At 64.0% G+C, this 14,209-nt stretch carries 11 protein-coding genes; 8 read left to right on the top strand and 3 right to left on the bottom strand.

Translation table 11 applies throughout. From position 1 onward, the window contains the following. Positions 1-2: 2 nt before the first annotated feature. The 3 genes from E2K99_RS11645 to E2K99_RS11635 are packed head-to-tail and all read right to left on the bottom strand — an operon-like array spanning position 3 to position 3,680. The gene (locus E2K99_RS11645) at positions 3-1,421 is read right to left on the bottom strand and encodes an MOP flippase family protein (RefSeq protein ID WP_240733892.1); all 1,419 of its coding nucleotides are present in this window, start codon (positions 1,419-1,421) and stop codon (positions 3-5) included. An 11-nt stretch (positions 1,422-1,432) separates the two neighbouring features. Further along, positions 1,433-2,296, bottom strand: coding sequence for a glycosyltransferase family 2 protein (locus E2K99_RS11640; protein ID WP_134222302.1), 864 nt, complete (start codon positions 2,294-2,296; stop codon positions 1,433-1,435). A gap of 7 nt (positions 2,297-2,303) precedes the next feature. After that, positions 2,304-3,680 carry a UDP-glucose dehydrogenase family protein gene (locus tag E2K99_RS11635; protein ID WP_134222301.1) on the bottom strand — a complete coding sequence of 459 codons (1,377 nt, stop codon included), beginning with the start codon at positions 3,678-3,680 and terminating at the stop codon, positions 2,304-2,306. A gap of 1,273 nt (positions 3,681-4,953) precedes the next feature. Here E2K99_RS11635 and E2K99_RS11630 point away from each other — a divergent pair. The 8 genes from E2K99_RS11630 to E2K99_RS11595 are packed head-to-tail and all read left to right on the top strand — an operon-like array spanning position 4,954 to position 14,206. After that, positions 4,954-6,870, top strand: coding sequence for a methyl-accepting chemotaxis protein (locus E2K99_RS11630; RefSeq protein WP_134222300.1), 1,917 nt, complete (start codon positions 4,954-4,956; stop codon positions 6,868-6,870). A 46-nt stretch (positions 6,871-6,916) separates the two neighbouring features. Continuing rightward, a complete protein-coding gene (locus E2K99_RS11625; RefSeq protein WP_134222299.1) occupies positions 6,917-8,530 on the top strand; it encodes a chemotaxis protein CheW in 1,614 nt (537 codons plus the stop codon). A gap of 33 nt (positions 8,531-8,563) precedes the next feature. Next, positions 8,564-9,676: a chemotaxis-specific protein-glutamate methyltransferase CheB gene (cheB, locus tag E2K99_RS11620; protein ID WP_134222298.1), complete on the top strand. Its 1,113-nt coding sequence runs from the start codon at positions 8,564-8,566 to the stop codon at positions 9,674-9,676. A gap of 28 nt (positions 9,677-9,704) precedes the next feature. Continuing rightward, positions 9,705-10,319, top strand: a complete 615-nt coding sequence (locus E2K99_RS11615; protein ID WP_134222297.1) for a HEAT repeat domain-containing protein — start codon at positions 9,705-9,707, stop codon at positions 10,317-10,319. Next, entirely contained in the window at positions 10,319-11,179 is an 861-nt protein-coding gene (locus E2K99_RS11610) for a CheR family methyltransferase (protein WP_034309541.1), read from the top strand. The genes E2K99_RS11615 and E2K99_RS11610 overlap by 1 nt, the downstream gene beginning before the upstream one ends. Continuing rightward, positions 11,176-11,562, top strand: coding sequence for a response regulator (locus E2K99_RS11605; RefSeq protein ID WP_034309545.1), 387 nt, complete (start codon positions 11,176-11,178; stop codon positions 11,560-11,562). The genes E2K99_RS11610 and E2K99_RS11605 overlap by 4 nt, the downstream gene beginning before the upstream one ends. After that, positions 11,559-13,970, top strand: coding sequence for a chemotaxis protein CheA (locus tag E2K99_RS11600; protein ID WP_134222296.1), 2,412 nt, complete (start codon positions 11,559-11,561; stop codon positions 13,968-13,970). Before E2K99_RS11605 ends, E2K99_RS11600 begins: the two co-directional genes overlap by 4 nt. Then, positions 13,967-14,206 carry a hypothetical protein gene (locus tag E2K99_RS11595; protein ID WP_034341450.1) on the top strand — a complete coding sequence of 80 codons (240 nt, stop codon included), beginning with the start codon at positions 13,967-13,969 and terminating at the stop codon, positions 14,204-14,206. The genes E2K99_RS11600 and E2K99_RS11595 overlap by 4 nt, the downstream gene beginning before the upstream one ends. Positions 14,207-14,209: the final 3 nt, after the last annotated feature.

The following is a 14,209-nucleotide window of genomic DNA, read 5'->3' as shown; positions in this document are numbered from 1 at the left end:
CCTCAGGCGCGCCCCACCATCTTCTTCATGTCCAGCACCAGTTCTCGCGAGAACAGCAGCGTCAATCCTGCAAACACTACTGCCCCGACGGCGGACAAGCCGAACAGAACAAGCTGCGGCCCGAACTGATCATGGATCAGCCATTGGAGCAGCGGTGCCAGCAGAGCCAGCATCACCCCCGCAAACAGCACTGGCTGCCATAGCGCGCGCAGCAGACCAGCAAGGTTGCTATGCAGCTCGCGCGTGGCGAAATAAAAATGCGGGATGGCATTGAGGATGTTGGCGATCAGATAGCACATCGCCACGCCTTCGATGCCCCAATGCACCCCTATGAAAAAACTACCGACCTGCAGCACAGCACCCAGCGCGCCGAGGCGCATCATCAGATCGGTGCGGCCAGTGGCCATGAAAACTGCACCGGTGGTGCTGATCACCGACTGCAAAAAACCTACTGGTGCCAGCCATGCCAGAATGATGGGTACGCTCTCCCACTGTGGTCCGAGTGCCACGCGCACGAAGGGCTCACGCAGCAGCCAGAGCCCGGCCATCATCGGCGCAGTAAAGGTGGCGATCAGACGCACGGAACGAAAATACAGCCGCGCCATTTCCTCTCGTTTGCCCTGCTGCCGGCTCATCACCGGGAACAGCGCGCGATTAGCCACGTAGCTCATGCTTTGTAGAGGAAACATCATCACCTTGTAGGCCTGCGCATAGATACCTAATGGAACCGCACCAAGGATTCTGCCAATGACCATGCTGTCGGCATTGCGCGCAAAGAAATTGACGAAGGAAAATCCAGTCAGGTTGCCACTGAATTTCCACAGACCGCGGAACTCACTGCGGCTCCAGATCTTTTCCGGACGCCAGCCGCCGGCGAGCCACAGCTGCAATGCCGACAACATGGCAGATACCAGCGTCTGCCACACCAGGCTGTAGACGCCAAAGCCTGCGAAGGCCAGCGTGATGGCGGTGACCAGTGCGATAGAAGCCGACACGATCTCGATACGTGCCAGTGTGCGAAACTGCGATTCACGCTCCAGCAAGGCGCTATGCACCGCGCAGCTGCTGGTGAGCGGGAAGGACAAGGCCATCAGGCACAGAACGGGAGCCAGATGGGGCGTACGAAAATAATTCTCCACCATCGGAGAAATAGCGATGAGCACCAGCGCAATCGTGCCACCCAGCCCGATGTTGAGCCAGAACACCGTATTGGTGGTCTCGCGGGTCAAGGTCTCCTTTTGAATCACGGCGGCGCCGGTGCCCATGTCACGCAGCAAAGAGGCGAAGTTGAGCGCCACGGTGGCCATCGCCAGCAAGCCATATTCGGACGGCGCCAGCAAGCGGGAGAGGATGAAGATGGAAACCATCTGCAAGGTGATGCGCACCAGCTGCGACAAGGTCAGCCAGCGTGCATTGGACATAGCCGACGCCATTACGCGATCTTCCTTTCTTCGGAGAATCCAAAATGCTCGATCATCGCAGCGATCTGAGTGTCATTGAAATTGCCTGAGACATTGTCTTCCCACAGCGCGCATTCCTGGGATCCGTCCCAGCAATGAAAATAATTGCTGTGATTGGCCGAGGGCGCACGGCGGAAACGCGCGCCATTGCGCCGAGCCATCCACCAGAACCAGATGTCATCACCGCGCGGACATAAGGCCATGAACTGTTCCGCCTGCAACACCTGTTCGCCCAACACGCCTGGCGGATACAACACACCGCCGATGCCGGTGGGGAAATGCAGGTCATCAGCCTGCAGGTCGTTGATGCAATACTCCCACTGCGTGTAAGGCAGCGGGAGTCCGTCACCGCCCATGCGCACGCGATGCACGCGATGAGCGATGACTTCCTTGCGGCCCGGCTGGTAGGCATCGACCAGTTCCTTGAGCCAGTTGCGCCAGTAGTACACGTCGTCATCCGCGGTCACGATGACGCTGTGCGGATCGGTCTGCAATTGCGGGATAAGCTTCTTGTAGGACCGCAGATCCTCGCAGGCACGAATTTCCAGTCCGTGCCGGGTCAGCGCAGTCACGCTGTCCGGCAACTTCTCCACATCCTGATACGCCACCCAGAGCACGATGCGCGCCGGCGCAAAACTCTGTGCCAGCAGCGACATCAGCGTCAGGTGCAGCGTGGAAAAACGGGGCGGATAGGAGGTCAGCGATACCACCACGTTGCTGGCCGCCTGACGACGGGCAGCATAGCGACGCCCCGCCAGCAACCAGTTGCACCGGAACCGGAAGAAGGCTCCGACCGTGGGAAACAGACGGGCATCCGTACGCAAATTCTGGCTCATGGGGCGGTCACCGCGGGGTTTTGGAAGGACGACCGATGGCGTGGTACTCCAGACCCATGCGCGCCATGCTGAGAGGCTCGAACAGGTTGCGACCATCGAACACCAGCGGCTCCTTGAGGCTGGCCTTGACGGCGGCAAAGTCGGGGCTCTTGAAGGATTTCCATTCGGTCACGATCACCAGGGCATCAGCACCTTCCAGCGCCTCCATCGCGCCTTCGGCGAAGAGCAGGTCGGCCTGGCGCTCGGGCAAATCGGCGAGATCCACCGCAAAGGCATGACGGGCCTCGGCCATTGCGACCGGATCATAGGTTTGTACTCGCGCCCCACGGCGCAGCAGCTCGCGCACAATCACGCGGCTGGGGGCGGCACGCATGTCATCCGTGTTGGGCTTGAAGGCCAAACCCCAGACTGCAAAGGTCTTCCCGGACAGATCCTCGCCGAGGCGGCCGACGATCTTCTTGAGCAAGACTTGCTTCTGTTTGTCATTGACCGATTCCACCGAACCGAGAATCTCCAGTTCCTGACCATGTTCGCTGGCGGTACGCGCCAGTGCTTGCACATCTTTCGGGAAGCACGAACCGCCGTAGCCGGTACCGGCGTAAAGAAAACTGAAGCCGATGCGCGGATCCGAACCGATCCCTTTGCGCACATGCTCGATGTCCACACCGAGGCGGTCAGCCAGATTGGCCAGTTCGTTCATGAAGGAGATACGTGTGGCCAGCATGGCATTGGCGGCGTACTTGGTGAACTCTGCGGACTTGACGTCCATGTACAGAATGCGTTCATGGTTGCGATTGAGCGGTGCGTAGAGCTCGCGCATCACCTCGCGCGCTTCCACACCGGCCGCACCTTCTTCCACCCCGATGACGATGCGATCCGGCCGCATGAAATCTTCCACCGCCGCGCCTTCCTTCAGGAACTCCGGATTGGAGACGATCATGGCATCCAGGTCATCGCGGCCGCGCGCCTGCAGCTCGGCGCGAATGGCAGCCTTGACCTTGTCGCCCGTGCCAACAGGCACAGTGGACTTGTCGACCACGATGCAGTTGCGCTCCATGTGACGGCCGATATTGCGCGCCGCTGCCACCACGTATTGCAGATCGGCCGAGCCATCCTCATCGGGCGGCGTCCCCACGGCGATGAACTGCACCTGACCGTGCGCCACGCTGGCGGCTATATCGGTGGAAAAGATGAGTCGGCCGGAGGCGCGATTGCGGGCGATGATTTCCTTGAGGCCGGGCTCGTAGATGGGCACGCCGCCGCTGTTGAGGATCTCTATCTTGTTGCGATCCACGTCCAGGCAGAAGACCTTGTTACCCAATTCGGCCAGACAGGCGCCGGTGACCAGGCCGACATAGCCGGTCCCGATGACGGTGATGTTCATGCGTTTCCTTTCAGCTCACAGGAGCGAAACAAGTTTTGACAGGGTGCTCAGACTGATGCGCGCGCTGATGATTCCCCACCTTCCTCTAGGGATGATCAACGCGTGATCTCGATACGTCCTGACGCTGCATCGGCGGAAATCTCTGCCCCGCTCTGTTTGATGCTTGCAGCACTGTCTCCTCCACCTCTCCTGACACTTTCGTGCAAAAAGTACAGGATCTTCTTCATTTATATGGCGGACAGACTTTGCTGAAGCCGCTGCCCTTGAGCCACCAGACCATCCCGCGGAAATGATTTCTGGTGTGACTGGTTCGCCTTCTCAGTAATGCAATGGACGCTTGCCAGGCTCTTCCACCTGAAGAGCTTTAGCATTCGACCGCCCGCTTGGCGTACTCACCGAACACTAATGGACCATAGACACAATCGAAATGAATATGTTCGCAAGCTTTTTCTCATGAGCTCATCCTTCACCTTCTATCCCTTCCGGTTCCGGCCAAGCGCAGATACGGCTCATGGTTTTCTGCAGCAAGCTCCGCGTACTCAACAGCAGCAGCAATCGGCTCGCGTGGATCTTCATCAAGGCGTTCTGCACCTCCTCTCGCGCGACCGCTCGCAACTTAGTCTGGCGCCGTGCGTGCCCCGCTGATCGAACTGATTGCCACAAAGAAAATCCTGCTTGCCGATCTTGCTTTCCGTATCCGCCCATGGCGCACGCGGGCTTACGCGCGCTTGCGAGTGTAACCGAACGATCTGATGCGAACCAGATACGCCAACCCCAGCCATAAGGCGAATAGTGTGGCAGGCGCCCCTTGCCTCCGGTGTATGGATAACGACATGGGCCCGGGACTGACACATCTTTTCAATATGAGGATCGGTCGAGATTCTTAAGACATTTGCAACATTATATTGAGTAATGCGCTGTCCGCCCAGCACCAGCGATGCAAAGCATTCGCGATGCCTGGCTTGACAGAGTAGGCGAGCCGCCTGGACTGGCGATTCGGCTCTCCGCTCAAACGAGTCCGTCCGCTCCAGAACGGCCGCCACTGTCGGACCAATGACTGGCTAACCGGCCTGAACCGCAGGTCTGTCCTGATCGCACCAATATTGCCTCTAGGACGGCCCTCCAGGCATCCGGGCTCAGACCACCCGGGTTGCCTAGGACATTTCCTATGTATCTCCTAGGATCAGAACCGATTCCGGCCGGCAATGTTGCCGCCTACCATTTCTCCTGCAAGACCGTCCGTTTGAGCACAACTTTTTTCCAGGAGGCGCACATGGCGCTCGTCAAGACTATTCAAAACTCCAACTATGAGGGCGCAACCGACCAGCGTGCGGCCGCCTCGACGTCGCGCCAGGCCGATGCCCTGCGCAAGAAGGCCCGCACCCTGGCCAAGCAGCAGCAGGCCGCCGAGCGCATCGCCGCCGCCACCGCCGAACTCAGCGCCGGCATCTCGGAGGCCTCGGCGGCCACCGAAGAACTGAAAAGCGCCTCCGACCAGATTGCGCGCGGCGCCGAGCAGGCCTCCAGCGCCGCCCAGGAGTCGCTGGCCGCCTTCCGCCAGGTAGAGCAGGCCATCGGCCGCCAGTTGCAGAATGCCGATCAAAGCCAGGCGCGTATGCTGGCCGTGCAGAACCAGGTCACCCGCACCAGCGGCGATATCGCCACCCTGGTCACCAACGTGGGCATCGCCGCCCAGCGCCAGTCCAGCTCGGTGACCATGGTGGCCGAACTGGAAAAACAGGCCGCCAACATCGGCGACATCGTCAAGGCCGTGGCCCGCATCGCCGACCAGACCAACCTGCTGGCCCTGAACGCGGCCATCGAAGCGGCCCGCGCCGGACAGCATGGCAAGGGCTTTGCGGTGGTGGCCGATGAGGTGCGCACCCTGGCCGAGACCTCGGAAAAAAGCGCCAAGCAGATCCAGGAACTGGTCGGCCAGATCCAGCGTGAAGTCAAGGCCGTGGTCGAAGGCATTGGCGCGGCCGCCACCACTGTCCTGGGCGAGGTCGAAAGCGGCAAGATGATCAGCGCCCAGCTGGAGAACATCCGCCGCGATGCCCAGGTGATCGTCGCCGGCGTGCAAGAGATCGCCGTAGGCGCCCAGCAGTCGGTCGCCGCGAGCAAGCAGGCGCTTGATGGCGCCCAGGAAATCGCCGCTGCAGCCGAAGAACAATCGGCCGCTGCCGTCGAATCCGCCAAGACCGTGGCCGAGCAAGGCCAGGCATTGTCGGAAGCTGAAACCACCTCGCAAGCGCTCTCGGAACTGTCCGAAGACCTCAAGAACTCCACCGATGTGGCCAAAAGTGCCGAAGAAGTCGCCGCCAGCGCCGAAGAACTCTCGGCGGCCGTACAGGAAATCAGCCGCGCCAGCGCCCAGATCATGTCGGCCATCGAACAGATCCGCAAAGGTACGCAGGTGCAATCAGTGGCCACCGAAGAATCGGCCACGGCCATCGAACAGATCTCACGCGGCCTGCAGGTGGCACAAGCACGCGCCGGCACCAGCGGCGAACGCGCTACCGCGATCCGGACGCTGCTGGGCGAGAACAAGAAGGCCGTCGATTCGCTCATCGCCGGCATCGCCAACTCGGTGGACGCCTCACGCGCCTCGATTCGCCAGATCAAGGACCTGGCACTGGTCTCGCGCCGCATCGACAAGATCGTCGATGCCATCACCACGGTCTCGATCCAGACCAACATGCTGGCCGTGAACGGCTCCATCGAAGCGGCCCGCGCCGGCGAGTTCGGCAAGGGCTTCGTGGTGGTCGCGACCGACATCCGCAACCTGGCCCACGACTCGGCCGGCAATGCCGACAACATCAAGGATCTGGTCAAGGCAGTGCAGGATCAGATCGCCGTGGTCGAGCGCGACCTGGAAGAAATTGCCGACGCTGCCATCGGTGAAGCCGAAAAAGCCAAGGCCATCACCAGCGCCCTGGTCAGCATCGAAAACGATGTGGCCGCCGTGGAGCAAGGCACGCAGGAAATCCTCTCGGCCGCCAGCGAGGTCGCTGCGGCCATCTTGCAGGTGCGCACCGGCACCGAGCAGATTGCCGCCGCCGCCCAGGAAGCCGACCGTGCCGCCACCGAAGCCGCTGCCGCCGCGCGCCAGCAGTCCCAGGGGGCCGAGCAACTGGCCGCCGCCGTCGAGGAAGTGGCCTCGCTGGCCGATGAGCTGCAAAGCACCTGACTCGCTGCTCCAGTGAACCCGTGGACCCGAGAAAGGCACACACAACATGAATGACGCATCCCTCATCGAGCGCGAGGTGGCCCCGGCCGCCATCGCGCCCGCACCCGGCGCAGCGACGCCGCCGGCCTACGCCGGCACAGCCGACGACGCCCTGCCCCCGCCAACCGCCGGCGACACCGAACTGCGCCAGTTCGTCACCTTCACGGTAGGCGACGAGGTGTTTGGCGTGGACATGGCGCCGGTACAGGAAATCATCCGCGTGCCGGAAGTGGTGCACGTGCCGCTGGCCCCGCAGGCCCTCCTGGGCCTGGCCAACCTGCGCGGCAAGGTGCTGCCCATCGTCAGCCTGAGCCGCATCTTCGGGCTGCCGGACCGGCCGGCCGACGATGCCAGCCGTGCCGTGGTGATCGACCTTGGCCAGCCGCTGGGTTTCGTGGTGGATCACGTGGCCAGCGTGGTCGGCGTGGACCTGCGCCAGATCGAAGACGTGGCCTGCATCGCCTCCTCGGTGCGCACCGAGTTGCTGTCCGGCCTGATCAAGGACGTCGGCGGCCACCCCATGATCATGGTGCTGGATTTTGCCCGTCTGGTGGCGGCCGAATTTGCCGAAGCCGCTACCGGCACGCGCGCCGGCCAGGCCGCCATGGATGGCGGCAGCGCCGAGGAAGTGCAGGCCCAGGGTGGCGACGAACTGCAACTGGTCAGCTTCATGGTGGCCGGCCAGGAATATGCGGTAGCCATCGAAGACGTGCAGGAAATCGTGCAGATGCCGCAGACCGTCGTGCAAGTGCCGCATGCGGAGCCGCACGTGCTGGGCATCATGACCCTGCGCAACCGGCTCTTGCCGCTGGTATCGCTGCGCCACATGTTCGGCTTGCCGCCGCGGCAGCAGGACCACAGCAGCCGCATCGCCGTGGTCGCCCCGGCGGCCGGGGAATCGGCAGGCGCCGTGGGAGTGGTCATCGATACCGTCAACGAAGTGCTGCGGGTGCCGCTCAACACCGTGGAAGCGGTCCCCACGCTGCTGGCGCGCGACCAGGGGATGGCTGACATCGCCCGCATCTGCCGGCTGGACAACGGAAAGCGGCTGGTGTCAGTGATCGATGCCGTGAGCCTGCTGCGCCAGCCGGCCATCGAAACCCTGCTGGAGGACAACGAGATGAACCAGGACAAGCAGCCCGAAACCCGCAGCGACGATGAGGAGCAGGTCGTGGTGTTCCGCTTCGGCGAGGAGGAATTCGGCGTGCCCATCGACAGTGTGCAGGAGATCGTGCGCGTGCCGGAGCAACTGACCCACGTACCGCGCGCCCCGACATTTGTGGAAGGCGTCATCAATCTGCGCGGCGCCGTGCTGCCGGTGATCGACCTGCGCATGCGGCTGGGCCTGCCGCGGGTGGAGCGCAGTGATCGCCAGCGCATCATGGTGTTCCTGATCGACCAGGTGTGCACCGGCTTCATCGTCGATTCGGTGGCCGAGGTCCTCAAAATTGAACGCCGCGCCATCGGGCCCGCGCCTTCGCTGTCGAGCCAGCAGGTGCGCCTGCTCTCGCGCATGGCCAACATCGAGAAACAGAAACGCATGATCCAGCTGGTGGAACCCCGCTACCTGGTGGAAGGCGAAGAGCTGGCCCTGCTGGCCGGCATGGGACAAACCGCGTAAGCCTACGCACGAGAAAGGACAGGAGAGAGAAGGATGAAGCTGCTCATCGTCGACGATTCAGCCCTCATGCGCAAGCAGCTGAGCGAGCTCTTCGAGCAGGCCGGTGGCTTTGCGGTGGCCTTTGCCCGCAATGGCCGGGAAGCCGTCAGCATGAACCTGGAATTCGCGCCCGATGTCGTCACCCTCGACATCAACATGCCCGAACTCGATGGTCTCTCGGCGCTGGCGGAAATGATGCTGCAACGTCCGGTGCCGGTAATCATGCTCTCCTCCCTGACTGCCCAGGGGGCGCTGGCGACCTTCGAAGCCCTGGCCCTGGGGGCGGTGGATTACGTGGCCAAGCCGGGCGGCACCATCAGCCTGGGCATCGATGTGCTGCGCACCGAACTGGTGGCCAAGGTACGGGGCGCCGCCAAGGCCAAGGTGCGCAGCCCCGACGCAGCACCGCCGGCCACGTCGCCGCGCACCGCTGCCCGCACCCGTAGCGCCGCTGGGCCGGCCGATCCTGCCGGCCCAGCGACGGCGGCCCCGACTGCTACCCTCTCCGCGCCGCTGAATGCCCGCGAGCCGGGGGTGGTGGTCATCGGAGTCTCTACCGGAGGGCCGCGCACGCTGGAGCGCATCCTGCCGCAGTTGCCGGCGCACTTCCCCTGGCCGGTGGTGGTGGCGCAGCACATGCCGACCAGTTTTACCGCGCCTTTCGCCGAGCGCCTGGGCCGGCTATGCGCCCTGCGCGTGGTCGAGGCGGCGCAGCCCATGCCGCTGGAAGCGGGCACGGTCTATGTCTGCAAGGGCGGTGCCGACAGCATCTTCACCACGCGCAACGGCAGACCCACGCTGGTCAGCCGCCCGCCGGACGCGACCCAGCTGTGGCATCCCTCGGTCCAGTTGCTGGGGGCCAGCGCCCTGCAGCTGTATCCGCCCCAGGCCATCGTGGGCGTCATGCTCACCGGCATGGGCAGCGATGGGGCCGAGGCCTATACCGAGATCCGGCAAGCCGGCGGACGCACCATCGCCGAAAGCGAACAATCCGCCGTGGTCTTCGGCATGCCGGCTGAACTGATCCGCCGTGGCGGCGCCAGCAGCGTACTGCCGGCCGACCAGATTGCAGGCCAGCTGATCCAGTGGCTGTGCCCCCTCATCTGATACGAATCACACCGATACGGAACTCATCATGCCCTTGAACAAGTCCACAGGAATGCCCAGCGCCAGTATCCCGGAAGTGGCCCGCGCCACGGCCCTGGCCAGCCTGCAGGCGGCGGACCCGGCGCTGCGCCGCAGTGCGGCCCAGACCCTGGCCGGACAGCCGGAGGCGGTACCGGTCATCCTCGATGCCCTGGAACGCGAATCGAGCCTGGCCGTGCGCACAGCCCTGCTCGATTCACTGGCGGCCACGCCCGGCGACGAGGCCGTACAAGCCCTGGCCGGCTGCCTGCGCAGCGAGGACGCGTGGCTGCGCAACGCCGCCATCGACCTCCTGCGCGGCATGCCCGAGCAGGTGGCTCCCGTGATTGCGCACATGCTCATTGATCCGGAAACCGATATCCGCATCCTGGCCGTGGGCATCCTCGACACGCTGCGCCATGCGCGAGTGGAAGACTGGCTGCTGCAACTGATCGATGCCGAGACCGATGTCAACGTCTGCGGTGCCGCGCTGGAAGTGCTGACCACCATCGGCACGCCGGCGGCCATCGGTCCTGTGACCACGCTCATGCGCCGCTTTGCCGACGAGCCCTACATCACGTTTGCCGGGCGCCTGCTGCTGAATCGGCTTGGACGGGGCGCGTAATGAACGTTTCTGCAGAAGCCCCCACCAGCAGCATCAGCGCCGAAGACTTCGAGCGCTTCCGTGAATATTTTTACCGCCGCAGCGGCATCCACTTCGAATCGACCAAACGCTATTTCGTCGACAAGCGCCTCATCGACCGCATACAGGCCGCCGGCTGTGCCGACTTCCGCGAGTACTTCTCGCTGCTGCGCTTCGAGACCTCAGGCCGCGAATGGCAGCGGCTGGTCAACGAGATGACGGTCAACGAGACCTACTTCATGCGCGAGCACTACCAGTTCGACTGCATGGTGCAGTCGATGCTGCCCGAGCTGGTGGCGCGCAAGCCGCGCGGCGAACCGATGCGCATCTGGATCATGCCGTCGTCTTCCGGCGAGGAAGCCTACACGGTGGCCATGTACCTGCTGGAACGCTGGCCGGAACTGGCACGCTGGGATGTGGAGATCGTCTCCTCGGATATCGACACCCGCATCCTGGCCCAGGCCGAGGCTGGCCTCTATTCGCCGCGTGCCGTGCACCAGTTGCCGGCCGCCTGGCTGCAGAAGTATTTCACCCGCGAGGGGGAAAACTGGCGCATCAACCGCAGCCTGCGCGAGGTCGTGGCCTTTACCCGCGTGAACCTGAACGAACGCGCCGAAGTGGCAGCCTACCGCAACTACGACCTGGTGTTCTGCCGCAACCTGCTGATCTACTTCGACGACGCCTCGCGCCGCCGTGCCGCTGAAGCCTTCTATGACGTATTACGCCCGGGCGGTTTCATCTGCCTGGGCCACTCGGAGTCGATGAGCCGCATCTCATCGCTGTTTGCGATCCGCAAGTTTGCACAAGCGATCGTCTACCAGAAGCCATTGGAGCAAGCATGAAACATATCCTCATCGTGGACGATGCTGCCACCGTCCGTCTGTATGAACGGGCCATCTTCGAGGACGCCGGCTATACCGTGCGCGAAGCCAGCAACGGGTTGGAGGCGCTGGAGACGGCGCTGGCCGCCTGCGCCGAAGGCCAGCAGCCCTTCGACCTGTACGTGGTCGATGTCAACATGCCGCAAATGGATGGCTACTCTTTCCTGCGCGCCCTGCGCCAGCACGACATCCCCCAGGCACCGGCCATCATGGTCAGTACCGAAGCCCAGGAATGCGATCGCCGCAAGGCCTTCGAGGCCGGCGCCAATCTCTACATCGTCAAGCCGGCGCGCCCCGTGCCGCTGCTGCGCAACGTGAAACTGATGCTGGGAGAAACGCAATGACGACCGCCTTCTCTCCCCTGCTGCTGCAATTCATGCAGGAGTCGCGCGACGGCCTGCAGGAGATCGCCAGCCGACTGCTGGCCCTGGAACGCCAGCCGGCCGATCCCGAATTGATGGAGTCCCTGTTCCGCGTGGTGCATACGCTCAAGGGCAACTGCGGGCTGTTCGAGTTTCCCGAGATGTTCCGGGTGCTGCATGCGGCCGAAGACTTGATGAGTGCGGTACGCGACGGCCAGGTCGCCTATGACCGCGAGATGGCCGACCTGCTGCTGGAAGCCATGGACTTCGTGGCACGCCAGTTCGACGACATCGAACTGGCCGGCCAGCCAGACCCGGCCCAGGCTGCCCCGTGCGCAGAACTGGTGGCCCGCCTGCGCCAGCGCTGCGGGATGCAGCTGGCCCAGGGCGGTGGCGATGCCCACCAAGCGAGCCAGCGCGCGGCTGAAGAGGCCGCCCGCAGCCGCATGGCCGAGGCCCTGGGCCGGGTGCCGGCCAGCCTGCGGATGGCGTGGGCGGATGCAGCCCGCAACGGCGAGACCTTGCTGTGGGTGGAATACACGCCGGAACCGGAATGCTTCTTCAAGGGCGAGGATCCGCTGCGCCTGGCCGCGCAGATGCCGGGCGTGCTGTGGCGCCGCGTGTTGCCCGGCAGCGCCTGGCCTGCCCTGGCCGAGCTGGATGCCTATCGTGCCAACCTGGTATTCCAGGCAGTAACGACCGCCGACCGCAGCCTGCTGGATGATCATTTCCGCTACGTGCCGGGACAGTTCTGGATCACCGCCCTGCCGGCAGCGGCCATCGAAGTCAAGGACCAGACCCGGGCCAACGATGCGCTGATGATCGTGCAAACCCAGAATGATGCACTGTGGGCGCTCGAAGGCGCGCCCTGGGTCCCGGGCCATCTGAAGGCCGCCGTCACGACCATCGCCAATTGCATGCGCGCCATCGGACGCCTGGATGTCTTGCCGGCGCTGGAAGCCTGCGCCGAGGAAGCCCTTGCGCTGTCGAGCGTGGCGCCGGTGGTGGCCTGGATCGAGCAGCACGCGCAAGTGCAGTCGGTGGCCGAGATGAGCGCAGACGCTGATGTACAAGAAGAAATGATCGCGGTAGAGATCGCCGCACCGGCCGCAGTGGCAGCGGCTGCCGCCCCGGCGACGGCGGCAATCGCGTCCGCAACTGCCGAGGGAGAGGCTCCCGTCAATTTCGGACGCCGTGCCGAGGACAGCAATGGCGCGCGGGTCCTGAAGGTGGAACAGGAAAAAGTGGACCGCCTCATGAACCTGATCGGCGAGATGGTGGTGGCCCGCAACGGCCTGCCCTATCTGGCCTCCCGTGCCGAGAACCAGTACGGCGAGCGCGAGCTGGGCCGCGATATCCGGGCCCAGCATGCGGTCATCAACCGCATCGTCGAGGAGATGCAGGATGCCATCATGCAGGTGCGCATGATGCCGGTGTCTTTCGTGTTCCAGCGCTTCCCGCGCCTGGTGCGCGACATCGCACGCAAGCTGGGCAAGGAGGTGCAACTGCTGCTCGAAGGCGAGACCACCGAAGCCGACAAGAACGTCATCGAGGCCTTGGCCGACCCCTTGGTTCACCTGGTGCGCAATGCGCTGGACCACGGCATGGAAACGCCCGAAGAACGCCGCGCCGCCGGCAAGCCGGCCACCGGCAAACTGGTCATGAGTGCACGCCAGGAAGCCGATTGCGTGGTCATCGAGATCGCCGACGACGGGCGCGGCATCGACCCCGCCGTGATCCGCCGCAAGGCCTATGCGCGCGGCCTGGTGGATGAAGCGGCACTGGAACGCATGAGCGACCGCGAGGCCGTGAACCTGGTGTTCCTGCCCGGCTTCTCCACGGCCGAGGCCGTCACCGATCTCTCCGGGCGCGGCGTGGGCATGGATGCGGTCCGTACCGCCATCGAACGCCTGCACGGCAGCGTGCAGCTGGAAAGCAAAGCCGGCCAGGGCACCCGCCTGCAACTGTCGCTGCCGCTGTCGATGGCGGTGACCAACGTGATGATCGTGCAGTCGGGCGGCGTGCAGTACGGCCTGCCGATGGAAGCGGTGGTGGAAACGGTGCGCGTCCCGGCCGCCGACGTGCACCGCATCAAGCAGCACAATGCCGCCGTCCTGCGCGGACGCATCGTGCCGCTGCTGGAACTGAACAGCCTGCTCGGGCTGGACACCCCGCAGCGCTGCAACGAGCACGACGAATGGGCGACCCTGATCCTGCGCGTGCACGGGCAGTACCTGGGACTGGTGATCGATGACTTCCGGGAGGTGGTGGAAGTGATCCTCAAGCCGCTCTCGGGCGTGCTCGCCGGCCTCACGGCCTATGCCGGATCGGCCCTGCTGGGCGACGGCTCGGTACTGATGGTCATCAACCCCAAGGAGCTGCTGAAATGACGATCGAATTCAAGGACGACACCCTGCACTGTGCGGGCGTACTGGCCGTGGAGGATGCCGAGGCCCTGCTGGCCCTGGTGGCCGGCCATCCGGCGGCCCCGGTGGACCTCTCCGCCTGCGAGCATGTACATACGGCCTGCCTGCAGGTCTTGATGGCAAGTGCAGCCAGCATCAGCGCCTGGCCGGGCGCGCCGGAACTCAGCGAATGGCTGCGCGCGGCCTTGCCGCAGCACTGAGGC

Source organism: Herbaspirillum huttiense, assembly GCF_004367745.1.
GTDB classification, from domain to species: Bacteria; Pseudomonadota; Gammaproteobacteria; order Burkholderiales; family Burkholderiaceae_D; genus Herbaspirillum; species Herbaspirillum huttiense.
Note: the sequence above shows the minus strand (reverse complement) of the source record. Positions and strands in the feature narration are given on the sequence as shown.

Bases quoted from the DNA above. Each gene is read 5' to 3' on its own strand.
- E2K99_RS11645 (WP_240733892.1), bottom strand. From the start codon at position 1,421: ATGTCCAATGCACGCTGGCTGACCTTGTCGCAGCTGGTGCGCATCACC.
- E2K99_RS11625 (WP_134222299.1), top strand. From the start codon at position 6,917: ATGAATGACGCATCCCTCATCGAGCGCGAGGTGGCCCCGGCCGCCATC.
- E2K99_RS11610 (WP_034309541.1), top strand. From the start codon at position 10,319: ATGAACGTTTCTGCAGAAGCCCCCACCAGCAGCATCAGCGCCGAAGAC.
- E2K99_RS11595 (WP_034341450.1), top strand. From the start codon at position 13,967: ATGACGATCGAATTCAAGGACGACACCCTGCACTGTGCGGGCGTACTG.
- E2K99_RS11635 (WP_134222301.1), bottom strand. From the start codon at position 3,680: ATGAACATCACCGTCATCGGGACCGGCTATGTCGGCCTGGTCACCGGC.
- E2K99_RS11605 (WP_034309545.1), top strand. From the start codon at position 11,176: ATGAAACATATCCTCATCGTGGACGATGCTGCCACCGTCCGTCTGTAT.
- E2K99_RS11615 (WP_134222297.1), top strand. From the start codon at position 9,705: ATGCCCTTGAACAAGTCCACAGGAATGCCCAGCGCCAGTATCCCGGAA.
- E2K99_RS11640 (WP_134222302.1), bottom strand. From the start codon at position 2,296: ATGAGCCAGAATTTGCGTACGGATGCCCGTCTGTTTCCCACGGTCGGA.
- E2K99_RS11600 (WP_134222296.1), top strand. From the start codon at position 11,559: ATGACGACCGCCTTCTCTCCCCTGCTGCTGCAATTCATGCAGGAGTCG.
- E2K99_RS11630 (WP_134222300.1), top strand. From the start codon at position 4,954: ATGGCGCTCGTCAAGACTATTCAAAACTCCAACTATGAGGGCGCAACC.
- cheB (WP_134222298.1), top strand. From the start codon at position 8,564: ATGAAGCTGCTCATCGTCGACGATTCAGCCCTCATGCGCAAGCAGCTG.